This is a genomic window from Corynebacterium marambiense (genome assembly GCF_016342275.1).
In the GTDB taxonomy this organism is placed as follows: Bacteria; Actinomycetota; Actinomycetes; order Mycobacteriales; family Mycobacteriaceae; genus Corynebacterium; species Corynebacterium marambiense.
Window position 1 is genome coordinate 500490 of sequence record NZ_JAEIOT010000007.1, and the last position, 25410, is coordinate 525899.

Below are 25410 nucleotides of genomic sequence, written 5' to 3' on the forward strand. Positions count from 1 at the left end.
ACGGGAGGGACAAGAGAGAGCAGCCACGGTTGTCCCCAGTTCCGAGGCATTGCCAGACCGGGGGGAAGAACGCTACATTTCCCCTAACGTCTTTAGATAGGGATGCCTTCCCTAAATTAGACAGTCATTTATCCTTACCCCTCGAGCCTTGGAGTTATCTGTGTCCCTATCCACCCACCGTCTCATCGGCCGCCGCAGCATCGCGGCGATCACCACCGCCGCACTGCTCTCCGCAGGCATGGCGGTCGTAACCCCGAATGCACTGGCCCAGGAGGCGGAATCCACTCCCACCAGTGAAGCCGTCAACGAGTCACGTGCAGCCGCAGAAGAGAATCCGGCACCGGCGAACCTGGAAACCACAGCGGAGGCTGCCGTTTCTGTTTCCCGTACCTTTATCACCGCCCGGAACGGAATCGTCGCCAGTGTCTTCGAGGTCAAGGCGACCGGATTCGCCCCCGGTGCGACGCTGACCGCCGGGATCGACGACACCGAGGCCGGATTCCACGCGGGCGGTTCCACGGTGGTCTCAACCGCCACCGCAGATGAGAATGGTGAATATAAGGGCCGCGTTGTGGGCCCCGCAGACACGTTCTTCGGTGGAACCGAGCATACGGTGACCCTCACCGCTGGAGAAACGAAAGCTGCAGCCTCCGCGTACCTCGAACCGGCTGTTTCCTTCGGCAGTACAGACGCCCCTGATGTGGAAAACCTCTCCGTGGGTGCTACGGACCTCGCAGTCACGGTCCGCACCCTGAAGCCCGGCTCCACCATCACCGCCATCGGAGTCGACGGCGCCAACTGGCTTCCCGCAGGAACTACCTTCACCGTTCCGGAAAGCGGCACGATCACCGTTCCCGACCTGAGCATCCCCGCAGATGATTCACTCATCGGCAAGAAGATCGCGGTGACCGTCCGCGTCGCCGGGTCCGACGCTGACGTCACACTGGCCAAGACCGGGACCATCGCCCCCGGACTAGGACTGTTTGGTTCCGACCAGTACAACGTCTCCTCCCGCGAACTCGGCCCCGGCCTCTACCAGATGGCCTACTCCGCAAAGCAGCATGCCGTGTTCGTTACCCGCAACAACTTCGGCGACCAGACCTCCTCCATCTTCAAGGTCAATCCTGAAACCCTGGAGCCCGAGAAGGAATTCGCCACCGTCGATGCGCAGGGTATGAGCTCCCCCGCGGCAGGTGTGTTCGGCGTCGCAGTCGATGATGTGCGTGATCGCCTGTGGGTCACCAACACCCTCAATGACTCGGTCTCCGTGTACTCCACCGTCACAGGTGAACTACTCAAGGCATTCGATAAAGGCCTCGCCCCCCACCCGCGCGCCGTCGCCGTCGATGAGAGCACCGGCTACGCATACGTATCCATTCCCACCAGTGGTAAAGAAGAGATCGTCGTATTCGGCGGCGACTCACTGGACGTTCGCAGCCCGCTGCAGACTCCCGGATTCTCCGGTCACATGGAACTGCGCTTCGATGCCGCAACCAAATCCATCTACACCGTGAGCTTCAAGACGGGCAAGGCCGCCAAGATCAGCGTCGAAACCGGCCAGGCCGACATCGTCAACCTCCCGAACGCCGATGCCTATCGTGGTGGCGGCGTGGGCCTCGACACCAGGCGTGGTCATCTGTTCGTCGCCAGCCAGATCCCGTCCTCCGTCGATGTCTTCGACATCAACACCGGCGCACTGTTAAAGACCATCCGCACCGGCGCAGGTTCTCTGGACGCACTCTACGACGCGGTGACTGACCGCGTCTACGTGATCAACCGGGGCAGCCGGAGCGCGACCGTCATCAATGCCAAGACCTTTGAGGTCGTCGCCAACCTGGATGTTGGTTTTAATCCGAACCATCTGGCGACCGACGGCAAGGGCACCGTCTATGTCGTGAACAAGCCCGCCATCGGCAACGCAGCCGACAAGGACTCCATCGTCAAACTCACCCCGAAGAACCTCATCCACATCCCGCCGATGTCCGGTGGCGAGACCAGCTCCGGTAAATCGGACGGGTCAACGATCTTCTCGGGTTCCACGTCCACCGGTTCCACGTTCACGGGAATCTTCTCCTTCCTCGGCGTCATGGTGACCATCTTCGGCAGCTTGTTCCACTTCCTCACCTCCACGGTTCTGCCGCCGCAGATCGCCAAGTTGATCCCCGGTGGTTCCTCCGCCCGCTGATCAACCCCCACATCAACCGTGTGCTAGCGCGGTTTGAGTGCAAGACGCCCCGGGAAGCAGGTGCTTCCCGGGGCGTCTCTCTACCCCATCATTCAACTCTGTCCCGAGTTGCCCATGCGCTTCTAGCCGAGCAGGGCGTCGACGAAGCTCTCCGGCTCGAACGGCGCCAGGTGGTCCGCGCCCTCACCTAGTCCGACGAGCTTGACCGGAACACCGAGTTCCTCCTGGACCTGGAACACGATGCCGCCCTTGGCGGTACCGTCCAGCTTCGTCAGAACCACACCGGTGATGTCGACGACGTCGCGGAAGATACGGGCCTGGGTCAGGCCGTTCTGCCCGACCGTCGCGTCCAGCACGAGCAGGACCTCATCGACGTGGGTCTTCTTCTCCACGACGCGCTTGACCTTGCCGAGCTGGTCCATCAGGCCGGTGGAGGTGTGCAGGCGACCGGCGGTGTCGATGAGCACCACGTCGACGCCCTCGTCCACGCCACGGGCGACGGCGTCGAAGGCCACGGACGCCGGGTCCGCACCTTCCTTACCGCGCACCGTCTGCGCGCCAACCCGGCGACCCCAAGTCTCGAGCTGGTCGGCGGCGGCGGCACGGAAGGTATCGGCGGCGCCGAGCAGCACGTTGTGCCCCATCGACACGAGCACCCGGGCGAGCTTGCCGGTCGTGGTGGTCTTACCCGTGCCGTTGACGCCGACGACGAGAACGACGGCGGGCTTGCCGTCTGCCGGCATCGCACGGATCGAGCGGTCCAGTTCGGGCTTACATGCCTCGATTAGGGTCTCACGCAGCATGGCACGGGCCTCCGCCTCGCTGGACACACCGCGCGCTGCGATCTTGTCCCGGAGCTGATCCACGACCCGCATCGTCGTCGGCGTGCCGAGGTCCGCCATGAGCAGCGTGTCCTCGATCTCCTCCCACGCGTCCTCATCCAGGTCACCCGCAGAGAGGATGCCGAGCACGCCCTGGCCGATGACGCTCTGCGACCGGGCCAGCTTTCCCCGCAACTTGCCGAGCCTGCCCTCCGCGGGGGCGATCTCGTCGATGTTGCGCTGCGTGGCGGCATCCACCGATTCCGGCTGTGCGGGTTCTACGGGGGCGGGCGTCTCGACGAGCGCGGCCTCCGCAGCCTCGGCGGCGGCCTGCGCGGACTCGGCCGCTACAGCGGCCTCGATCACGCGCGGATCGTCGTCGGTGGCTTCCTCAATGCTCTCTGGCTCCTCCGCGGTGTCGGCTTTATCGTCCTCGGCGGCGAAGGTGTCGGCGTCGACCGCATCGGTGTCGTCGGCGAGCTCCCGGAAGATCGGGGTTGCGGGTTCAGCGCCGGACGGCTCATCGGTGGTGTCGGCCTTTTTCACGATCGTCTCGTTCTGAGCCGGGGCCGGAATTGGGGTCACGGACTCACCGGAAGCCAACCGGTGGACCGGGGTCTCCCCCGCCTCTGAGGACTGTCCCGGGACCTGGGGATCAACGACGGGTGCTGCGTCCGTCGGCGGTGCCGGGGTGCGCTGCGGTTCGGAGTGCTGCTGTGGTTCAGGTGCGGGCTCCGGCTCGGGTTCACGCACCGGCTGTGCTTCCGGGGATGGGGCGGGAATCGGCGTGACCTGCGGTGCTTGTTCCTCGGCTACCGGGTTCGACGGGGCCGGAGTCTGTTCGCGATCCCGATCCGGAAGGGACGCAGCAGCCTCAGCCTGCGACGTGGCAGGCTTCTCCGGCGTCGCGGCGCCACTGCGCTGCACCGGCTGCGGCTCCGCCTTCTTCTCCTTCACCGCAGGGGCGAAGTTGAAACCGCCCTGCGGGGTGTAGTTACCCGATTTCTCCGCCTGGGTGAGCTCCTTCGGCTCCTCGGCCTCCTCCTCGCCGAAACTGATCGTCTTGGCCTTCTTGCGTTTCAGGCCCCAGACGATGAGAAGTATAAGGATGAGCAGCACCAGCACGACGCCGGCGATGATCTGGTAGGTCGGGTTCGTGGCGAACTGATCCATCACGTTCTGCAGGTTGTCCATGCGTACATGGTTTCACATCCGGGAGACGTACGCTTGTGACGCCTCGCCGGAGAGATGTCAACCGATCACAGTCGCCGATCATCTGATTCTGCGGATGGGTGGGAACGGCCCCTCCCGAATGCTTCAAACATCTCCCCGAAAGCACGTTCACAGCTCTATACTCTGCAAGGTGAGCACACGTGTACCCAGCAGGGACGATATTTACGACGCACTGCGAACGGGCAAAGCGCTGATCTGTACACCCGGCGAGAAACCCGACGTTGGGGCCTGGCTCGACTTCACCACAGCCTTGCTTGAGGTGCTCCGCGATCCCGACATCACACCCCACCCCGATGGGATGAGGATCCGGGGCGCCTATTTCGCCGGCGGGCTGAAGCTAAATAACTACACGATAAACCATGACCTCAGCTTCGAGGACTGCACTTTCCCTCTTCCCGTGGAGGCGAAGTACGCAAACTTCCATTCCCTTTATTTCAGCGAATGCACGATACAATCAATCAGGTTGGTGCTTTCCTGCATCGATGGTTCATTCATCATTGAGAAAACCAACATAAATAGCGCAATCGAACCAGCCCTCAATTTTTTCTGCACAAAAATAAAAAGAGGCTTCAGCGCTTCAAACGTTCATATATCAAGCGAGTTTAATGCGTATCGGGCCGAAATTGACTGCTTTTTTATTGTCGAGCACTCAACATTGACAAACCCCGAAGACCACGCCCTCAAACTCGACGGCGCCACCATCACCGGCGGCCTGTTCGCCCAAAAGCTCGAAGCCGAAGGCGAAGTCCGCGCCCTTGGCGCCACCATCAACGGACAACTCGCTCTCACCGACACAACACTAACCAACCCCGAAGGCCACGCCCTCAAACTCGACGGCGCCACCATCACCGACGGCCTATTCGCCCAAAAGCTCGAAGCCGAAGGCGAAGTCCGCGCCCTTGGCGCCACCATCAACGGACAACTCGACCTCACCGACGCAACACTAACCAACCCCGAAGGCCACGCCCTCATACTCGACGGCGCCACCATCACCGGCGGCCTGTTCGCCAGAAAACTCGAAGCCAAAGGCGAAGTCCGCGCCCCTGACGCCACCATCAACGGACAACTCGACCTCACCGACACAACACTAACCAACCCCGAAGGCCACGCCCTCAAACTCGACGGCGCCACCATCACCGACGGCCTATTCGCCAGAAAACTCGAAGCCAAAGGCGAAGTCCGCGCCCTTGGCGCCACCATCAACGGACAACTCGACCTCACCGACACAACACTAACCAACCCCGAAGGCCACGCCCTCATACTCGACGGCGCCACCATCACCGACGGCCTATTCGCCCAAAAGCTCGAAGCCAAAGGCGAAGTCCGCGCCCTTGGCGCCACCATCAACGGACAACTCGACCTCACCGACACAACACTAACCAACCCCGAAGGCCACGCCCTCATACTCGACGGCGCCACCATCACCGGCAGCCTGTTCGCCCAAAAGCTCGAAGCCAAAGGCGAAGTCCGCGCCCCTGACGCCACCATCAACGGACGACTCGACCTCACCGACGCAACACTAACCAACCCCGAAGGCCACGCCCTCAAACTCGACGGCGCCACCATCACCAATCTGTTTCTTAACTACAAGACCGTTGATGGATCAATCAGACTGGCAAAGACCAGGATTTCATACCTTCAACCCCCAGACGTGATTGAACCCAGGCATGGAAAAATTCTGGCAACCGGCTGGAAGGTGGATTCAATAGCAGGAGCTCTGCACACTAATCCGGAGACCGCCAAGAAGTGGCTCGCCACAACACCGGACAATGAGTTCTCTCCTCAGCCGTTCATGGAGTTGGCGCGGTATTTCGATCGTGTTGGTCTCCCCCACCGTGCACGTCATCTTCGGGTGTATTCGCACAGTCAGGTGACGAACAATATGCCGCTCAAGTCCCGGCCGGGGCGGTGGATGCTGCATGTGACGAGTGGATACGGCGAACGTCCCTGGTACGCACTGGTATGGATCGTGCTTCTGTTCGGGTTGACGTGGCTACTGACGTGGTGGCAGGCCGACCACTTGGAGGCTGCGGATCAGGTGCGGGACGTCTGCCGGGACGGATGGCGGATCACCGAATACGCGGGAAAGAACGCGATCCCGAGTTTCCCCGGGGCGACAACCAAATGTTCGCTGGCTGATGACACCCCGATCTGGCTGCGCCTGAGTTTTGCGTTCACCGCCGGGCTTTCCTGGATCTTGCTCACGATCTTCCTTGCTGGTGTCGCGGGCATCCTGCGCAAACCCGCGGATTCGTCCACGTCCTGACCCTGCACGAAGTCGCGGCGGTTAACTCCTGACTGCCGCCACCACCGACACGGATGGACCTCCCTCCCCTAGTCCCCGATCCCGGGATTCGTGACGGCGAGGACCATCGCCTCGGCGGCGATGAGGTCGCCGGTGACGAGGTCCGGGGTGAGGTCGGCGAGGCGGCTCCATCCGGGGGTCGCTGCGGTGAGCAGTTTGGATTTACCCATCAGCCCGTGGGCGTGCATGCGGGCGGCGAGCGCGAAGACGAGGGACACGACGGGGGCGAGTGCCCAGGTGTTCGCGCCGGAGTCGGTGTCCACGCCCTCGAGTTTGTCAAAGCGGACCCGAGCCGAGGAGTACAGGCGCCGGTTCGCGCCGCGCATCGCCTTCATCAGGGCCGCGGCGGAGGTGACCATCTCACGGTCGGCGAGCAGGGCGTTGAGTTCGTGGCGTTTGTTGAACGTCTCGAACACGGCGAGGAGCCGGGCGCTGTCGTCCATGATGGGGCCGGGGACGATCTCGGCCTGGGCGAAGAACATCTTGAGCAGTGATTCCTGCTGGGCCTCATCCATCTGGGCGATCTGGACGGTGGACTGGTCGATGCACGCGGTGTCGAGGGTGGCGTCGCGTCCCGTGGACAGCGTCTCCACGAGCCGCTTTCCGGCGACCTCCGCCAGCCGGTCGAGCAGGGCGCGGAGTCGGGCACGCGGTTCGCCCTCTTCGACTGCGGTGTGGACGGCGGGGAGCTGCGCCAGGAGTTCGAGGGTTCCGATCCACGCGGTTCGGTGGATGGCGACGTCCGTGTCCTGCGCATCGGCTGCGTCGGCGTCGGCTGCGTCGGCATCCGTGCCATCGTCTGCGTCGGCGGCGGGTGCGGCGAAGGGGCCGTGGACGAGCCCGGAGACGACGACCTTTCCGGGTTGCGCTTCGCTGGGAACGAGGGATGCGGAGAGTCCGGCGAGCGCGGCCGCCGGGTTCGCCGCGAGTGCGGTGCTGACCGCCCTGCGGAGTTGGATGGCTGCGTTTGCCGCTTCGTTCTCCGGATCGGTGGGCGCCGTGACCTCGGGTGTAAATCCGGCGAGGAAGTCCCAGAGTACGGGCATGACGGAGGTATCGGTGGGGGCTGTGTCGGAGTCTCCGGAGAGGAACGCGGAGAGTTCGTTCAGTGGTTCGCTGCTTCCCGTGTAGTGCCCGGACTGGGCCACGGTGAATGCGGTGGATCCGGGGACGATGGGCGCGCGGAGAACGGAGAACGGGTCGGCGGAGTGGAGTTGGACGGTGAGATCGCCCGCGTCCACGAGGTCAGCCGGTAGTTCGGTGCGCTGGCCGGTGACGGGGATGGTGCGGCCGAACACCCACGGCGCGGCTGCCGGCCACACCCAGGCCGCGAGATTCCGGTCGCGGGCGAGCCCCTCGAACACCAGGTGACCGTCCTCCACCGTGACGCCGGTGGCGTGCGGGGTGGAATCGATGAGGGCGAGGTTGACAGAGACCCGCCGGTCGCTGCGGGGGTCGGTCCACTCGAACTCCATGCGCCCGCCGGGTAGAACGGCGGTAGACGCGGCGAGCTGCGTCATGGGCGCGGTGTAGGTGCGACCGTCCTCTGCGGTGAGCCGCACGGTGCGCAGTGGTGCGCCGTGGTGGTTGCGGACGGTGACCTTCGGATCGCCGAGTTCCCCGGTGGCCCGGATGCGGAGGGTACCGTCTGCGTCGAACTGGCGGGCACCACAGATGAGGCGGGTGGTGCGCCACATCGGCGGCTGGGTGGTCAGGGGCACCTCGAAGGTCAGGCGGGGCGGGGTGAACCGCAGGGGCATCGCATCGCCTTCGTCGGTGGTGATGACGGTGCCGCCGCCGGCTTCCTCCGGGTCGACGTGGATGGTGCGGGGCTGCGCGGTGAACGGTTTGGCCCCTGCGCGGACGGTGCAGCTCGCTTCGCTGAGGCCTCCCGCGGCCGGGATGCGGACGGAACGGCAGGCTCCGTGGATGTCGGTGGAGGCGTTCAGCCCTTCCACGATGGCGTATTCATGACGGAAGGATTCATTGCGGGGGCCGCGTAGGCGGACGAGGTATTCCCCGACCCAGGGTGCGTCGTAGAGTTCGGGGTCGAAGATGTCGAAGACGCCACCTTCGGCGGGGATGATGAGCGGTTCGGCGGGTGCGACCTCATCGCCGGCGTGCCCGGTTCCCGCGTATGCGGAGATGGACAGCCACCAGGTTTCCTCGGCCCCGGAAACCGTGGGCGGGAACTCGGCGAGGAGTGACGCGGAGTGGATGGGCAGTCCGCCGAGGCTGCGGAGGTCGGCCACCGGTGCGGCGGGGTCGCGGAACATGACCCGCTGACGGGGGTCGACACAGCGCACGTTGTGCATCGGTGAGGGGGTCTGGCCCGGCCGTAGCACCTGGAGTGATGCGGCCTGTGAGGTGTCCACGCGGCGCGCGGTCCAGCCGGCCCAGCCGTCGACAGTCCCGGATGAGATGACCGGGATGTCGTCGCCGGTGACGACATCGACGAGGCGGGAGTCATCGGGGGTGACGACGATGAGTTCGGGGTGGTGCAGGGAGGCGAGTTCGGTGAGGTTCTGTCCCTTCACCGAGAACACGAGGACGGGATCCTCGGAGTCGACGACCGGCACGACCCAGGTCGTCTCGTTGGTGATGTCCGCCACGGTGAGTTCACGGAGCTGACGTTCAACGTGGAGGTCGAGCAGTTCGGAGTATCCTCCGGTCTCGCCCCAGCTTCGGCCGGTCCGGTAGATCCGGGTCGTGCCGTCGACCGATACGCGCCACTGGACCTCGGCGTCCTGTCCTTCAGGCAGCGCCTGCTCCGGAAGCCGGAGACACACCTTGCCGCGTGCCGCGTCGAAGATGATGCGGGGGGTGTGTTCGCGGGTGGCCACGCCGACGGCGGACCCCCGGTTCTCTGTTCCGACGGGCCGTTCCCTAAGCTCTGCAGCGAGTGTTCCCCGCAGGAGGACGGGGAGCGATCCGTTATTCTGGGTGTCCCGCCCGGTGTCCAGAGCGCGCCATCCGAGGGGATCGGTCCGGGTCAGTTCGCGCAGGTCGATGACCCGGGTGATGACATCGGTGAGCATCTCGGGTGCCGCTGCGGCGACACCGACGGTGACCGGAAGAAGTTCCCCGTCGGATTCCTCGTCCTCTGCGGGCAGGAATCCCACGTAACTGCCATCGGCGAGCATGTCCACGATGCCTGCACCGGTGAGTTCGTGCCCTGCGTCCTGCAGGACATCGAGAAGCTCCAGCAGCCCCGGGACCTCATTACCCGTGATCCCGGCGTGCGCGGCGAGCAGCAGCACCGGGTCATCCAGCTTCTCGGGAACCACAAGCCCGACCCTGCGGACAAGGTCGATCGTCACTCCCGAGAGCTCTTCATCGAGTCCGTTCGTCGGGGCGAGCCCGAGACCATGGAGGTACTCGACGAAGAAATTGGTCTGGTCGGTCATCCGTGCCGCCCGGGAAACCAGCGTGACGACGGCGACCGTCGGGGTGACATCCATCAGGGCGTCGAGTGTCGCACCCGCCGCCATCTGCCGCGACAGGAACGTGCCGTAGAAGCGTTCGATGCACTCGATGTCATCGCACTTCAGCCCTGTTCCGGTGACCCGGTCCCGGTCAGCGAGGACCTGCGCAAGTTTCAGTTCGGTCTGGGAAGCCCAGCCGAGGAGGGAATCGTTCAGGTCCGCGATCGGATTGGTGCTGCCGCTCATAACGTGGTGTGTGCCCCTTGGAATGTGTGGCGGTTGATGTGTGCCTGCGGCGAGCAGGCCAGTTGATTCTAGCGTCCGCGTCCATGTCGCGTGCGGGCACCATCGAAACCGCGGATCAACTGCACTGATCGGCTGGTTTTGTTGCTCAGGTGGAGGTGTCGGCGGGTTCGGTGGCGCCGTCCCGTGCACGCGTGGTGGGCGACATGCGCTGGCTGATCACCCGCGTCACTCCGTCGCCGCGCATGGTCACCCCGTAGAGCACGTTGGCGACATCCATCGTGGGTTTCTGGTGGGTGATCACGATGAGCTGGCTGGATTCACGCAGTTCCTCGAAGAGGTTGATCAGGCGGCGCAGGTTCACGTCGTCGAGGGCGGCCTCGACCTCGTCCATCACGTAGAAGGGACTGGGCCGGGCGCGGAAGATCGCGACGAGCATCGCCAGCGCAGTGAGGGACTTCTCCCCGCCGGACAGCAGAGAGAGGCGTTTGACCCGTTTCCCGGGTGGTCGGGCCTCCACCTCGATGCCGGTGGTGAGCATGTCGTCGGGGTCGGTGAGCACCAGCCGCCCCTCCCCGCCGGGGAAGAGAGTTGCGAAGACGCGGGGGAACTCGTCCTCAACGTCGCGCCAGGCGTCGGTGAACAGTTGGAGGATCTTGGCGTCCACCTCCTCGATCACACCGGTCAGGTCACGGCGAGCCTGTTCGACATCGGAGAGTTGCGTGGAGAGGTACTCGTAGCGTTCCTCCAGGGCCTTGAACTCCTCGAGGGCGAGCGGGTTGACCTTGCCCAGGGAGGCGAGGTCCTTCTCCGCCTGTTTGAGCCGTTTCTGTTCGGCGGCGCGGTCGAAGTCCTCCCCCGGGGTGTAGTCGGCAAGGATCACGTCGACGGTGAGGCCGAGCTGCCCGGTGATCTGTTCCTCGGCCTGTTCCATGCGCACCTGCGCCTGGCTGCGGGCGATGTCGGAGGCGTGCGCGGTGTCGGTGAGCCGGTTGAGGTGCATCCGGGCGGCGTTGACCTCGTCCTTGGCCCGGGCGAGCCGCGTGCTGATACCCGCCCGCGCCGAGTTGAGTTCGTCCCGCTGGGCTGCAGCCCGCGCGGTGGCGTCCGCGGTGCGGTCCGCGACCTCACGGGCACCGCGTTCCACGGCGGCAGCGAGTTCGGCCGCCGCCCGGCGGGCAGCCATCGCCTTCTCGTGACGGGCCTTCGCCTGCCGTTCGTGCTCCGCCTGACGGCGCAGCGCATCGCCTTTCCCGCGCACCTGCCCGGTGCGTTCCTCGGCGGTGCGGAGCGCGAGACGGGCCTCGACCTCCATCGCCTTGATCTGGGCGAGGGCGGATGCCGCCTCGTCGCGGGCTGCGGTGGAAGGCTCGTCGGGTTCGTCGGTGTCCTCGACGCGGGCCAGGCGGTCGAGGGTTTCCTCGAGCTGTTCGGCGAGTTCATTCCGGCGGAGTTCCGCTGCGGTGACGCGCGACGCCATGCGCTGGTGTTCGGCCCGAGCCGCGTCGTGGCTCTTGGCCAGTCGTGCCGCATCCCGGTTGAGGGTCTCGAGGTCACGGTCGTGTTCGCGGAGGGCGGCTTTCGCGGCGGCCGCGTCAACCCGCGCCTCTTCGGCGGCTGTCTCGGCGCCGGAGAGCGTCCCGGCGAGTTCCGCGAGTTCGGCCTCGGCGGTGGCGAGTTCCGCGCGGGCGGCATCGATCTGCGCGGTGATCTCCACGGCGGTTCCGGCTCCCTGGCCGAGGGTCAGCCAGCCGTGTCCGCGGAGTGTGCCGTCACGGGTGACGGCCTTCAGTCTGGGGTCGTCGCTGATCACCTGCCGTGCCGCCGCCTCATCATCGGTGAGCACGACGTCGACGAGGAGCCTCACGACGGCTGCGCGGACACCGGGATCGAGTTCCAGGTGGTCGAGGAGCCAGGAGCATCCGGGCGGCAGATCGGTGTCGAGGCGCCAATCCCCGCTTCCGGTGCCGGTCGTGTCGATGAGTGTGGTCCGGGGGATGTTCGCGTCGGACAGGCGGCGGAGGACGCTCTCTTCGAGGTCTCCGGCGACGGCTTCGGCAACGGTCCCGAGGGCCGCGGCGACGGCTTTCTCCGTTCCCGCAGCCGGGTGGATGAGGGCGGCGAGGGGTGCGAAGCCGTCACCGAGTAGCTCGGCTGCGTCGACGGTGGGCACGGTGGATTCGAGGGTGTCGATCCGGGAGGTCAGCGAGGACACCCGACGTTCCAGGGTGCGTTCGGCGTCCCGTAACTGGTTGAGGCGCGCGTCGGCGGCCTGTGCCTCTGCGGACGCTCGGGTGTGCGCCTGTTCCAGTGGTTCGCGGTCGCCGGTCGTCTCGTTGATGCGGGACGCGATCACCTCGGCCTCGGCCCGCGCTGCATCGGCCCGCCCGAGGGTCTCCTCGAGTTGCTCGGTGAGCCGCTCGATGTCGGCGTCGGCGGCCTCGATCTGGCTGCGCTGGGATTCCTCGGCGGCGAGGAGCCTGACCACGCCCTCACGACGGTCGGCAATGGCCCGCATCTGCGCGAGGTGCTCGCGTTCGAGTTCCCGGGCGGTCTGTTCGCGTTCCTCGACCTCCCCGCGGATGGATTCGAGGCGCTCGGTGGCCATCTCGACGGCCTCCTCGAGACCAGCGAGTTCCTCATCGGCGCGGTCCGCGCGCCGGGCGAGATCATCGGGGTCCGGGCCGGAGTAGCTGATGTCCGAAACCTGGTTCGCGGCGCGGTCGGCGGCGATACGTACCGTCGCAGACACCCGTTCGGCCAGCGCGGACAGGGTGAACCACAGGTTCTGGGCGGCCTCGACCTCGGGCGTGATGCGGGCGAGTTCCTCGTCCAGCTCGAGCTGCCTGCCGGTGGCTTCCTCAAGCTGTTCGGTGACGCTGCGGACCTGAGCGGCGAGCAGCTCCGCCTTTGCCTCGGCATCCTCGGCGTCGGCGCGCAACCGCACCAGGCGGTCACCGGCGAGCCGGAGCCGGGCGTCACGGAGTTCGGCCTGCACCGTCGCCGCACGCTTCGCGGCCTCGGCCTGCCTGGCCAGCGGCTTCAACTGACGTTTGAGCTCACCGGTGAGATCGGTGAGCCGGTCGAGGTTCGCCTGCATGCCGACGAGTTTCCGGTGCGCCTTCTCTTTACGTCTCCGGTGCTTGAGCACACCGGCGGCTTCCTCGATGAAGGCGCGCCGCTCCTCCGGTTTGGCTTCGAGGATCTGGGCGAGGCGCCCCTGCCCGACGATGACGTGCATCTCCCGGCCGATGCCCGAGTCGGACAGCAGCTCCTGGATGTCCATCAGTCGGGCTTTCGTCCCGTTGATCTCGTACTCGCTCGCGCCGTCGCGGAACATCCGGCGGGTGACTGAGACCTCGGAGTAGTCGATGTCGAGGGCACCGTCGGCGTTGTCTATGGTGAGGGTGACCTCGGCGCGGCCCAACGGTTTACGGTCGCCAGCCCCGGCGAAAATGACGTCCTCCATCTTCCCGCCGCGCAGGGTTTTCGCGCCCTGCTCCCCCATAACCCACGCCAGCGCGTCGACGACGTTGGATTTACCCGACCCGTTCGGGCCGACGACGGCGCAGATGCCCGGTTCGAATTTCAGGGTCGTCGCAGACGCGAAGGACTTGAATCCCTTGAGCGTCAACGATTTCAGATGCACCGGAAAATAGTAGCACCGGCCCCGGTCAGCGGTTTCGGGTGAGTTCCCCCGGTTCCAGCTCGTCGAGGAGCACGATCTCCCGGTCCCCCAGATCACGGGAGAGCGGGACGTCGACGGCGGCGAAGCGCGCCTCCTCGGTACAGGGGCCGTCCGTGCCCGGAAGGGTTCCGGCGACGAGCGCGAGCCGAACCTCGTTGTCGGTCTCGTCCACGACGGGTCGGACTCCGAAACACCGCGCGGTGCCCGTCATCCCGGCGATCCGGATGGTCCGCTGATCGATGACCGCATGGTCCTCGATGCGGGCGATATGTTCGTCGCGCATCCTGTCGGACGCCCTGTCCACCGGATACTCTGCGAGGGGCACCACACCGGTTCCCGCGTCATCGCCTTCGTCCGGGAGCTCCGCAGTTGAAGCGGTCGATGATGCGGGTCGTGCTGGATCGGTGTCAGCACCCTGCGGCGAGCATCCCGCGAGCATCGCGACAACCGCAACCGAAGCGAGAATCAGCGGGCGCATCAGTATCCTCATCGTTCGGTGAATCCCGATTCGCCCCGGGGCTCGGACCACTGGTCGATCACCTTGTCGACCCGCCCGGGGCGTCGGGTGGTGCTGGGCTGCTCGGCGAGCCGATCGAGGAGCGCGACGCACGCCCGCTCATCCCCTTCCGCGACGACGAGCACACGCCCGTCCGGATAGTTGGTCGCGGAACCGGCGAGCCCGAGTTCCTTCGCCTGGCAGCGGGTCCACCAACGGAACCCGACCCCTTGGACGTGTCCGTGCACCCATGCCGTGAGCCTCGTCGTATCCCCTGCACCCATCGTTACCAGTCCTCCGTGATCATCAGCGTGGTGAAGATCTGTCCTGCCGTTCACTGTACCGAGGAATAGACACGCGGAACGGGGCACCACCCGGCATACCGGATGGTGCCCCGTTGACGGAGATCGCTGCGCCTACTTCACGCGGCGCGAGACCTCGTCGTAACGCTCATCACGCTGGAGGATGGCATCGGTGCCGTCCCAGCACTCCATGTTCTCCCAGCCACGGAGCTTGGGCAGATCGTCCCGGTGGAACACGGGATTGAGGCCCTTCGCCCGCTGCTCCGAGAAGTGCCTGAGCAGCGCGACGGCCACGCCACCCAGCGGGATGATGGCGATGAGGTTGGCTGTGGCCATCAGGCCGGAGAAGGTGTCGGCCAGTGCCCAGACGAGCGGGACGGAACCGAGCGCGCCCGCGAAGACGCAGAGAACCACGAGGCCACGGAAACCGTTGAGGACCGACTTGGACCCGGTCAGGAACTCGATGTTGGCCTCGCCATAGTAGTAGTTGCCGATCACGGAAGAGAACGCGAGGAAAATGATGATCACGGTGAGGAAGTGGATTCCCCACGTGCCGACGCTGTCCGCGAGAGCGTTCTGCGTGAGTTCCATGCCACCGTGTCCCTCGCCGTACTCGGGCTTGGACAGCAAGATGATGAACGCGGTGACGGAGCAGACGACGACGGTGTCGAAGTAGACACCCAGTGTCTGGATGAGGCCCTGCTTCGCCGGGTGCGAGACCGTTGCGGTCGCCGCAGCGTTAGGAACGGAACCCATACCGGCTTCGTTGGAGAACAGGCCCCGGCGGACGCCGTTCATGATGACGGTGCCGATCGCGGCACCGGAGACCGACCGGAAGCCGAAGGCCTCGGCCCAGATGTTGCCGATCATCGCCGGAACCTCGCCGATGTGGATGAAGACCACGATGAATCCGACGATGATGTAGGCCACCGCCATGATGGGAACGATGATCTGGGTGACGGCACCGATCCGCTGGATACCACCGAAGATCACGGCGGCGGTGACCAGAGCGAGGACGGCGCCGACGATGACCTTGACGACGGTCGGGTTGGACGCCTCGAAGGAGGTGCTCATCGACGCGGCGATGGAGTTCGACTGCACGGCGTTGAACACGAAGCCATAGGTGAGGGTGATCAGCACCGCGAAGGTGACGGCCAACCAGCGCCAACCGAGCGCCTTGGTGATGTAGTAGGCGGGGCCACCACGGAACGAGTCCTTGTCCCGCACCTTGTACACCTGGGCGAGCGTTGACTCCACGAATGAGGTCGCACCGCCGATGACAGCGAGCATCCACATCCAGAACACCGCTCCGGGACCACCCACGGCGATGGCGATGGCGACACCGGCGACGTTGCCGGTACCGACACGGGACGCCGCCGAGACGGTGAACGCCTTGAAGGCCGAGATGTTCTTCTGCCCCTTCTCAGCGGGGGCCCGCTCGACGATCGAACGGAACATGTCCGGGATGAACCGCAGTTGGACCACGAGGGTGGTCCAACAGAAGTAGAGCCCCGCGCCGACGAGTAGAACGAGGACCAGTTGCCAGTATGTGTCGTTGAACTTGCCGATGAAGTTCTGAAGTTGTTCCATGCGGAGAAACGTTAACCTAAAACTAGGCAAAAAGTCAGTATCTTCGTTGACAATTTCCGCAGAAATGACTGGACCGGTTCATGAACTGCTCACGAGTCACGGGAAAACCGCAGCGCACACAGTCCCTCCCGGTTCTACCGTAGACATTGAGCGAACGGTCAAAATATCCTGAGTCACCGTTCACGTTCACGTACAACGCATCGAACGAGGTTCCGCCCTGGGCGAGTGCGTCACGCATGACGTCGATACCCGCCCCCAACAGGTGTGTGATCCGCGTCACCGACATGCGTGAGGCGCGCTGCCGGGGATGGACCCGCGCCCGCCACAGCATCTCGTCGGCGTAGATGTTCCCGATCCCGGAGACGATCTCCTGGGCGAGCAGCAGTCGCTTGATCTCGGTGTCGCGGGTTTTCAGGGTTCGTGCCACGGTACCGAGATCGAGATCGGGTTCGAGCAGGTCCGGGGCGATGTGGGCGACCCGGAGCGGAACCCTCCTGGTATCTGGACCGGCGGTGGACCGGCCGTCGACGAGGGGGCCGGTGGACCAGTAGCCGAAGGTCCGCTGGTCCACGAACCAGACTTCCCGGCCGTCATCGAGGACGGCGAACGCCCGCCGATGTCGCAGGTTCGGGTCTCGTTCCCCCGCCCCGGGATCCTTGATCAGCATCTGTCCGCTCATGCCGAGGTGCACGAGAAGCGCGTCGTCCCCCGGGGCGAGGACCAACCAGAGGAACTTGCCGCGGCGTTCGACGGAGGAGACAAGTCGGTCTTTGAGGGCTGCGGAGACCTCTCCCTGCCCGCCGGCGTTGTTGCGTGCCGCTCGGGGATGAAGCACCTCAGCCCGGTCGATACGCGCCCCGGTGATTAGGTTTGCGAGGCCCGATCGGACGGTCTCTACCTCAGGGAGTTCAGGCATGGACGGTCGTCAGGACCGGTTCCGGCCGGAGGCGGCCTCCCGGGCGATGGTCTCGGGGGAATCGGGCCCGAAGTCGAGCTCGTCGCGCAGTCGCGCGTACGCGATCGCCGCGGCGTCCTGTTCGGCGGTTTTCTTGCTTGTTCCGTGTCCCGCGCCCAGGTCCCGGCCCGCGACGGTGATCCGCGCGGTGAACTGACGATCGTGATCCGGCCCTTCGGAGGTGACGGAATACTCCGCCATCGGGAGCTTCCGCTCCGCGAGTCGTTCCTGCAGGGACGTCTTCCAGTCGTTGTGCACGCCGGTGGCCGCGGCCGTCTCGATGAGGTGGGAGAACAGCCGAAGTACCACGGAGCGAGCCACCTCGAAGCCGTGTTCGAGGTAGATCGCTCCCAGCAGCGCTTCGGTGGTGTCCGCGAGGATCGAGTCCTTGTCGTCGCCACCGCTGGCCCGCTCTCCCTTGCCAAGGAGGATGAATCGACCGAGGCCGATGTCTCGGGCGACTTCAGCGAGTCCGTACCGGCTCACGATGGAGGCGCGCATCTTGGAGATGTCGCTCTCCGACCTCGTCGGGTGCAGTTGGTAGAGCTTGTCCGCGACGGAGAGACCGAGTACGGAATCGCCCAGGAATTCGAGGCGTTCATTGTTGGGAAGATGCCCGTTCTCGTTGGCGAACGAACGGTGTGTCAGCGCGAGCCGGAGCAGATCTTCGGGGAGTTCGACCCCGAAGCTGGCCAGCAGGGGCGCATGGTCGACGGCACCGAAAGACTTCTGGAGTGCCTCTATTCCGGTGAGCCGTTTGCGGGGGCTCACCGGAACTTCTCCAGGCCTGCCCAGCGGGGGTCCGGAAGATTCTTCTCGTCCTCCCCCGATACACCGTCGGGTTCCGGGGTGTGCTCGGAGTCGCATTCACCGATCCCGAAGTAGTCGCAGGTCGGAGAGAAGGGCAGGTTCAGTCCGACGACGTCGGTCAGCGCCTGTTGGATGTCGAGTTCCGTTCCCTCGATCCGCGGGGGGTTCTCATCCGCGTCATCGTCCGCGGCGTCGCCGCTGACAAAATCGTCGGAGGCGGCGAACACCTCGTTAACGTGGAAGGAGTGCTCGACATCCAGGGGGCGGAGGCAGCGAGCGCATTCACCCATGAGTGGGGCGGTGACGGTGGCGTCGACGAGGACGGCGTCACCGAGCGGTGAGAGGAAGGCATCGACGGTGACGTCGGCGCCTTCGTCGATAGCGACCAGCGGGAGCCCGATCCGTAGCGGACTGGGGCCGGTCTGGGTGCGCTGGGTTGGTGTGGCCGAGGAGCGCAGCAGGGCTGCGACATCAAATACAAATGGTGAGTTCATGACGTCCCACAGCCTACCCTCTGAGCGGGTAACCGCCCAGATGCCGCAGACCGGGACCCCACCGGACGGGGACTACTCCACGTAGCCGCGTGCGGAGTAGCGGGTACCGCGCTCGGGACGCTCGGGGCGGTCCCGGTGTCCGGAGCGGTCACCATGGCCGACAGCACCGGCGCCTCGGCGGAGTGCGGCACGGTCCTTGGACACGCTCCGCAGGGTCGCGGACAGCGATTCCTCGAACTCGGCGAGCTTCGTGTCGACGAAGGCATCACACTCGCTGCGCAGCCGGTTGGAGTCGGCGTGCGCGGAGTCGATGATCCGGTGAGCCTCTTCGTTCGCCCGGCGGACCACCTCGGAGTCGCTGACCAGGCGGTGCTGTTCCGCGAGGCCCTCGTCGACGCTGCGCTGGTACGTCTCGTTTCCTTTGGCCACGAGACGTTCCGCCTCGGCATTGGCGCGGTCGACAGTCGCTTCCGCCTCGCGTTGCGCATCGCTCACTAGGCGCTCGGCTTCCTCCTCGGCGCGGGCGACAAGGAGGTTTGCGTGGTTCTCCGCGTCGGCGACCATGGCATCGGCGTCCGTGCGTGCCGTGGAGACGAGCGCGGAGGCTTCATTCTCCGCTTCGGTGACCAGGAACTCTGCCTGCTCTTCGGCACCGCGGATCAGCTCATCACGCTTGTCCAGGACATCCTGGGCGTCGTCGACCTCCTGCGGCAGGGCCTCACGCAGGTCGTCGAGGAGCCGGAGCACCTCCGTCCGGGGCACGAGACAGTTCGAGGACATCGGCACGCCGTAAGCCTGCTCCACGGTGGCGTTGAGCTCGTCAAGGGATTCAAATACGCGGTACATGCCCCTTACGGTACCCAACAATCGTCGCCGTGGCGTGAGGACACAGTACGAATTCTGCAGCCCGGACAGTCGCAGACGCACGACGACCCTGTTCCCGGGTCTTCCCACCATCACTGGCGGGTCGGGGAACAGGGTCGTCGTGGTGATCACGCGCGTGATCTTGACGGAGGGCCGTGGACTAGATGATGCCCTGGGCGATCATCGCGTCGGCGACCTTCTTGAAGCCAGCGATGTTGGCGCCGATGACATAGTCGCCCTCGTGGCCGTACTCCCTAGCGGTCTCGTCGCAGAGACGGAAGATGTTGCTCATGATCTCATGCAGACGCTTGTCGGTGTACTCGAAGGTCCAGGAGTCGCGGCAGGCGTTCTGCTGCATCTCCAGTGCGGAGGTGGCGACGCCACCGGCGTTGGCGGCCTTACCGGGGCCGAAGTGGACACCGCGCTCACGGTAGACCTCGACGGCGTCCGCGGTGGAGGGCATGTTGGCGCCCTCGGCGACGAACTTGCAGCCGTTGTCGGCGAGCTTGATGGCGTGCTCGCCGTCCAGCTCGTTCTGGGTGGCACAGGGTAGGGCAACGTCGCACGGGAGATCCCAGATGGAGCCGTCGGTGTGCAGGGTCGCGCCCTCGACCTCGTCAACATAAGCGGAGATCCGCTCGCGGCGGGTTTCCTTGACGTCCTTCAGCTTGGCGACATCGACACCGTTGGGGGTCTCGACCCAGCCGGAGGAATCGGAGAAGGCGATGACGGTCGCGCCGAGTTCCTGAGCCTTCTCGATGGCGTAGATGGCAACGTTTCCGGAACCGGAGACGATGACCTTCTTGCCATCGAAGGACTCACCGTGTGCGGCGAGCATCTCCTTGGTGAAGTACACCAGGCCGTAGCCCGTGGCCTCGGTGCGGACGAGCGACCCGCCCCAGTTCAGTCCCTTGCCGGTGAGGACACCGGACTCGTGCTGGTTGGCGAGGCGACGGTACTGACCGAAGAGGTAGCCGATCTCCCGGCCGCCAACCCCGATGTCACCGGCGGGGACATCGCGGTACTCCCCGATGTGGCGGTGCAGCTCAGTCATGAAGGACTGGCAGAAGCGCATGATCTCGGCGTCGGACTTGCCCTTGGGGTCGAAGTCGGAGCCGCCCTTGCCGCCGCCGATGGGCAGACCGGTCAGGGAGTTCTTGAAGATCTGCTCGAAGCCAAGGAACTTGATGATTCCGACGTTGACCGACGGGTGGAACCGCAGGCCGCCCTTGTATGGGCCGAGCGCCGAGTTGAACTGGACACGGAAACCGCGGTTGACGCGCACCTTGCCCTCGTCATCGGTCCACGGCACACGGAAGATGAGCTGACGCTCGGGCTCGCAGAGCCGCTCGATGAGGCCTTCTGCGGCGTAGTGCGGATCCTTCTCCAGGATGATCTTCAGGGAGTCGAGGACCTCGGCGACAGCCTGGTGGAACTCAGCCTCGCCGGGGTTTCGGTTGAGCACCGTGTTGTAGTACTGGGAAACCTGTTCGTCAACGTTCATGTGGCTATATTCCTTGTCTCCGCGACCCGGTTACGACAGGGGACGGGCGGTGCCGTCCCAAAACCGGCGTCCCCCGTCCCACGCTGGGGCGGGTCGGGGCTATCCGGGACCCCGTGGGCCGCGGTGCTGCGACGGGGTTTACTCCAGTCTTGACTGGCAATACCTGTCATGCAACTCAAAATTGTGTGTCATAGATCACAGCTTCCCTGTTATGTGGCACACCCTGCAGTTTTCCGAGGTTCGTCTGTAACACGACGGTCCCAATTCCGGTCCCAAGTGGCACCGGACCGCACGAAATCTCCCCCTCCCCACCCCCGGCCTGCCAATCGACCAACAGGTATTTGACGAGAGCCACCACGGTGGGGTTGTACGGCATGAGCATGTGCCCGCCGAGATTCTCCGGACAAAGGTCCTGCAGCACGATGTTCCGTACCCGCTCCCCATGGATCGGCTGCAGGTCTGACCGCCACATCATCTCATCGAACCGCGTGGACACCGTCACATACGCGGGACCGGGGACCGTCTCCCCCGCAGCGTTGAAATCCATCAGGAACCGCGAGCCGACGAGGAGATCCTGCAGCGACGGGGAGAACACTGCATCCCGGAAGGGCTGCGGGACCGTTTGTACCAGACCAGTCAGGCCGTCCGGCCCACCACCACGGGTGGGAGAAGCCAGTCCGATCCAGGTCGCGGTGTATTTGCCGCCGTCAATGACGTTCGTCCAGTAACGCGCGACGGTCGCCCCCTGCGAGAACCCGATCAGAGACACCTCCCGGGCGCCGGAGGATCGGAGCGCTGCGGTGACCGTGGCATCCAGCTCGGCCGCCGACTCCGCGATCGTCCGCCACCCGAACCCATCATCCGGCCCCGGGCCACGTCCATAATCCATGCCGTAGACGCACCACCCGTCATCGGCCAGTTCCGCACCGAGCAACGAATAGTCCGCGTAGAGCGTCGAGTCCGTACCGTGGACGAGGACGACGGCCCGTTCCCGCCCCGGGGACACCCGGCACCCGGGGTCATTGACGCCCTCCGGCACCAGCGGCGGATAACCCATCGTCCGTTCCACCACCCGGGCTCCGGCGAGATCCATGTTCCGTGGCCCGGTGACTCCGTTACCGCCGAAGGACGCTGCGGGCGCCACCGCGCTTCCGACTACTCCACCCACTACACTGACTACACCGGCGATCAGTGCCGCGGTGGCCATCCTTGACCCGGTTGACCCCCATCTGATTCCCATAGCCCCACAGTAGCGTCCGGATACGCCGGACCGGACTGATCCGAAGAGGTAGACAACGTCGTGACCGCACCGAACACACCTGACGCCAGAACCTCGGGCCCCACCGTGGTCCTCGCACCCGACTCCTTCAAGGGCACTGCAACCGGGCCCCAGGCCGCAGAATGGATCGGCGCCGGATTCACCGAGGTCTGTCCCGACGCCGAGATCATCCTCGTTCCGATGGCCGACGGAGGTGAGGGCACCGCATCCTGCTTCAGCGGCGAGGTGTGCACGCTCCCGACGGTCACCGCCGCCGGTCGGCTCACCGAGGCCTCCTACGTCTTCGACGCCACCGGCGGCGGAACGGGCGTCCCGCAGGCCTACATCGACGTCGCCGCCGCATCCGGGCTTCCCGCGGTCGCCGACACACCGGTCCCCGGAACCGGTGACACCTTCGGAACGGGAGTTCTCATCGCGGATGCGGTCTCCCGCGGCGCGGCCCACATCGTCCTCGGGCTCGGTGGGTCCGCGACCGTCGACGGCGGAACGGGAATTCTCATCGCCCTCGGAGCACAGCCCCTCGACGCCACGGGACGGGCGCTGCCTCAGGGGGGCGAGCACCTAGCGGAGCTGGCGGACATCGACACCGCGCAGCTGAACGTGCGGGCCGCGGCTGCCGAATGGACCCTCCTCGCCGATGTCACCGCCCCCGTCACCGGCGCCGAGGGAGCCGCCGCGGTCTTCGGCCCGCAGAAAGGCGCGGATCCGGAGCTGATCAGACGCCTGGACGCCGGGCTGGACCACTTCTGTTCCTTCGCCGGGATCGACCCGCGCACACCCGGCTACGGCGCCTCAGGGGCAGTGCCCGTGGGCCTGCACTGGCTGAGTTCCGTCGTCACCGGCGGGGCACCACGCCTCCACCTGCGACCGGGGGCGCGCACCGTCGCAGAGGCGGTCGGGTTGCCCAACTTCGCAGCCGACGCCGATCTCGTCGTGACCGGCGAGGGCAGAGTCGACGGACAGAGTTTCACCGGGAAGGTCGTGGGCACTGTTCTCGACATCGCGCGCACAGCCGGGGTCCCGGCTGCTGTCGTCGCCGGGGAGATCCGGACAGAACTACCCGACGGGGTGATCGGCATCGAGCTCAGTCCACGCGGCGACGCCGCTGCTCCGCACCGGACCGAGACCCAGCTGCGTGAGGCCGGGCGGCGCTTGGCGGAACGTCACCTCGAAACCTGCACCGCCCAGGGATAGGTCGCGGGCAGTTCATACAGAGCCTCCTGTTCCAGCAGCACTCGATCCCGCGGCAGAACCGCGGGCGGCGTCAACAGCCGGGACAGCGTCATCGCCAGCTGGTTCACGGATCCGCGAACCCCGGCCAACTCGATCCGGTAGCGGCACACCGAGGCATCGGCCATCTCGACGTCCGCATGTTCCACACGGTAGATCCTCCGGAGTTCCACCTCCAGATCCGGATTCACGCGCGGGGACGCATCGAAGACGACGTCGGCGGCCTCGATGTCACCGGCCTCGACGAGTTCGTCGGTCGCACGGCTGAAGCGCTCGGACAAGCCTGCGGCCTCGATGTCGGGAACCAGGCAATCAAAAACTATCGTGGGCATGCCGCCACACTAGCGAATAATCTGGAGAATTATGAGCCCCTATTTTTCCACCCGACAGACGCCGCTCACGACAATGGCCGACGGGACGATCAAGCAGGTCAACCCGTTCACCGGCACGGAGGTGTGGACGGTCCCCGGACGCGGAAACCGGCCCCTGTCAGTTCCCGCGACCACCACGACCCCCCTCGTGGAGATCGACACCGACCGCCACTGCGCGTTCTGCCCCGGCAACCTGCTGCTGACTCCCCCAGAGAAGGCACGCATGGTACGTACCGGGGGTATGCACACGGGGCACAATTCCGGCAACGACGGGTGGGAGATCATCACCGGTCTGCTCCCCCACCAGCTGCACGACACCACCGCCGAGTTCCGCCGCGTGCCCAACCTCTTCGAGATCGTCTCCTACGACTATTGGCGGGCGAACTACGGATTCATCATGGATTCCGCGACGTCCGCACGCATGGCCGCTTACATCGCGGACGCCGAGGGCCGGGAACACGTGCGCCGGACCGTCGAGACCAGGCTCCGCGCATCAGGTGTCCTCGCCGCGGACGAGGTCGCCGATCTCACGGAATCCGACCTCCTCGAACGGGCCGGCGGTTTCTTCGCAGGAGGACACGACGTCATCATCGCCCGTAACCACTTCGCACCCGGAGCCACCGACTCCGGCCAGCTCGCGTCCTCCGGAACGCTCAGCCCCGAGGAACACGCCGCGCTGATCCGCTTCACCATCGCATCCACCGCAGATCTCTACGCCCGGAACCGTTACACGCCGTACGTGGCGGTATTCCAGAACTGGCTCAAACCCGCGGGAGCCTCGTTCGACCACCTGCACAAGCAGCTCGTCGCCATCGACGAGCGCGGGGTCCAGGCGGACACGGAGATCGCGCAGCTGCGTGCCAACCCGAACATGTACAACGAGTTGGCGGTGGACTACGCCGCCTACCATAACCTGACCATCGCCGAGAACGACCACGCGATCTGCTTCGCGGGAATCGGACACCGGTACCCGACGCTGGAGATCTACTCGAAGTCCGCCACACCGGAGCCCTGGCTGCAGTCCGACGAGGAGGTCCGGGCGATGAGCGACCTCATCCACGCCTGTCACGCCGCCGCCGGCCCCGGCGTCCCGTGCAACGAGGAGTGGCACCACAAGCCCATAGACCTGGATATGCCGATGCCGTGGCGCGTCGTTATCAAGTGGCGGGTGTCTACCCTCGCGGGATTCGAGGGCGGCACGAAAATCTACCTCAACACTATTTCTCCCCAGTCGATCAGGGACCGGATGGTGGCGGCGATGTATCGCCTGCGCGATGACGGCGCCATCGCTCCGGGCCTCAGGATCGCCACCGAGTGCCGGCTGGAACGCAACAGTCTCCGGTACAACCCCTTCCTCAGCAGGCACTGAACGAGCCCCACCCACCAGCCGGTAGGCAGCGGATATCATTCGCGAGCTGCATCCCGGTGTCGCCGGAAGTCCGGTACGGACGGTAAAACATACCGCTCCGGACCCGTTCTTCCGGTATATCTGGACTACTGGGTACCGTCACGATATTCGGCACGGTACCCCCCTAGTGACCATTTCCGGTATCCGGCCCAACCCGGGATGACCGTTCCCTGTTCCCACGGGAATCGTCACCTGTTCCCGGAACCA

General features: G+C 65.4%; 17 protein-coding genes. 4 read left to right on the plus strand and 13 right to left on the minus strand.

The window, feature by feature from the left end; genetic code table 11:
* The first annotated feature begins 160 nt into the window (after nt 1-160).
* Nucleotides 161-2185: a YncE family protein gene (locus JDV76_RS07350; protein ID WP_198736198.1), complete on the plus strand. Its 2025-nt coding sequence runs from the start codon at nt 161-163 to the stop codon at nt 2183-2185.
* A gap of 122 nt (nt 2186-2307) precedes the next feature.
* Here JDV76_RS07350 and ftsY read toward each other — a convergent pair whose 3' ends face one another.
* A complete protein-coding gene (gene ftsY / locus JDV76_RS07355; RefSeq protein WP_232958956.1) occupies nt 2308-4200 on the minus strand; it encodes a signal recognition particle-docking protein FtsY in 1893 nt (630 codons plus the stop codon).
* Nucleotides 4201-4369: 169 nt separating this feature from the next.
* Between ftsY and JDV76_RS07360 the strand changes: the two genes are divergently transcribed.
* Complete coding sequence (locus tag JDV76_RS07360) at nt 4370-6505, plus strand: hypothetical protein (RefSeq protein WP_198736199.1); 2136 nt, start codon at nt 4370-4372, stop codon at nt 6503-6505.
* A 68-nt stretch (nt 6506-6573) separates the two neighbouring features.
* On the opposite strand, the gene JDV76_RS07365 is transcribed toward JDV76_RS07360, so the two are convergent.
* From JDV76_RS07365 to JDV76_RS07415, 11 genes are all read right to left on the minus strand, one after another.
* Complete coding sequence (locus JDV76_RS07365) at nt 6574-10215, minus strand: hypothetical protein (protein ID WP_198736200.1); 3642 nt, start codon at nt 10213-10215, stop codon at nt 6574-6576.
* Between the two features lie 145 nt (nt 10216-10360).
* Nucleotides 10361-13861 carry a chromosome segregation protein SMC gene (smc, locus tag JDV76_RS07370; RefSeq protein ID WP_198736201.1) on the minus strand — a complete coding sequence of 1167 codons (3501 nt, stop codon included), beginning with the start codon at nt 13859-13861 and terminating at the stop codon, nt 10361-10363.
* A gap of 25 nt (nt 13862-13886) precedes the next feature.
* Nucleotides 13887-14378 (minus strand): hypothetical protein, encoded by a 492-nt coding sequence (locus tag JDV76_RS07375; protein ID WP_198736202.1) that lies wholly within the window; start codon nt 14376-14378, stop codon nt 13887-13889.
* A gap of 8 nt (nt 14379-14386) precedes the next feature.
* Nucleotides 14387-14680, minus strand: a complete 294-nt coding sequence (locus JDV76_RS07380) for an acylphosphatase (RefSeq protein ID WP_198736203.1) — start codon at nt 14678-14680, stop codon at nt 14387-14389.
* 132 nt (nt 14681-14812) lie between these two features.
* A complete protein-coding gene (locus JDV76_RS07385; RefSeq protein ID WP_198736204.1) occupies nt 14813-16288 on the minus strand; it encodes an alanine/glycine:cation symporter family protein in 1476 nt (491 codons plus the stop codon).
* A 34-nt stretch (nt 16289-16322) separates the two neighbouring features.
* Nucleotides 16323-17204, minus strand: a complete 882-nt coding sequence (gene mutM, locus JDV76_RS07390) for a bifunctional DNA-formamidopyrimidine glycosylase/DNA-(apurinic or apyrimidinic site) lyase (protein ID WP_198736205.1) — start codon at nt 17202-17204, stop codon at nt 16323-16325.
* Between the two features lie 9 nt (nt 17205-17213).
* Nucleotides 17214-18014 (minus strand): ribonuclease III, encoded by an 801-nt coding sequence (gene rnc, locus JDV76_RS07395; protein WP_198736206.1) that lies wholly within the window; start codon nt 18012-18014, stop codon nt 17214-17216.
* Complete coding sequence (locus JDV76_RS07400; RefSeq protein WP_198736207.1) at nt 18011-18547, minus strand: YceD family protein; 537 nt, start codon at nt 18545-18547, stop codon at nt 18011-18013. The genes rnc and JDV76_RS07400 overlap by 4 nt, the downstream gene beginning before the upstream one ends.
* A gap of 72 nt (nt 18548-18619) precedes the next feature.
* Nucleotides 18620-19393 carry a DivIVA domain-containing protein gene (locus JDV76_RS07405; RefSeq protein ID WP_232958957.1) on the minus strand — a complete coding sequence of 258 codons (774 nt, stop codon included), beginning with the start codon at nt 19391-19393 and terminating at the stop codon, nt 18620-18622.
* 178 nt (nt 19394-19571) lie between these two features.
* Nucleotides 19572-20915, minus strand: coding sequence for an NADP-specific glutamate dehydrogenase (gene gdhA / locus JDV76_RS07410; RefSeq protein ID WP_198736208.1), 1344 nt, complete (start codon nt 20913-20915; stop codon nt 19572-19574).
* A 175-nt stretch (nt 20916-21090) separates the two neighbouring features.
* Nucleotides 21091-22155, minus strand: coding sequence for an esterase/lipase family protein (locus JDV76_RS07415; RefSeq protein ID WP_198736209.1), 1065 nt, complete (start codon nt 22153-22155; stop codon nt 21091-21093).
* Nucleotides 22156-22215: 60 nt separating this feature from the next.
* Here JDV76_RS07415 and JDV76_RS07420 point away from each other — a divergent pair, with 60 nt between their 5' ends.
* Entirely contained in the window at nt 22216-23388 is a 1173-nt protein-coding gene (locus JDV76_RS07420) for a glycerate kinase (RefSeq protein ID WP_198736210.1), read from the plus strand.
* Here JDV76_RS07420 and JDV76_RS07425 read toward each other — a convergent pair.
* A complete protein-coding gene (locus JDV76_RS07425) occupies nt 23358-23756 on the minus strand; it encodes a hypothetical protein (RefSeq protein WP_198736211.1) in 399 nt (132 codons plus the stop codon). The two genes, JDV76_RS07420 and JDV76_RS07425, sit on opposite strands and share 31 nt — an antisense overlap.
* Nucleotides 23757-23787: 31 nt before the next feature.
* On the opposite strand from JDV76_RS07425, the gene JDV76_RS07430 reads away from it, so the two are divergent.
* Nucleotides 23788-25164: a DUF4921 family protein gene (locus tag JDV76_RS07430; RefSeq protein ID WP_198736212.1), complete on the plus strand. Its 1377-nt coding sequence runs from the start codon at nt 23788-23790 to the stop codon at nt 25162-25164.
* The last annotated feature ends 246 nt before the right edge of the window (nt 25165-25410 follow it).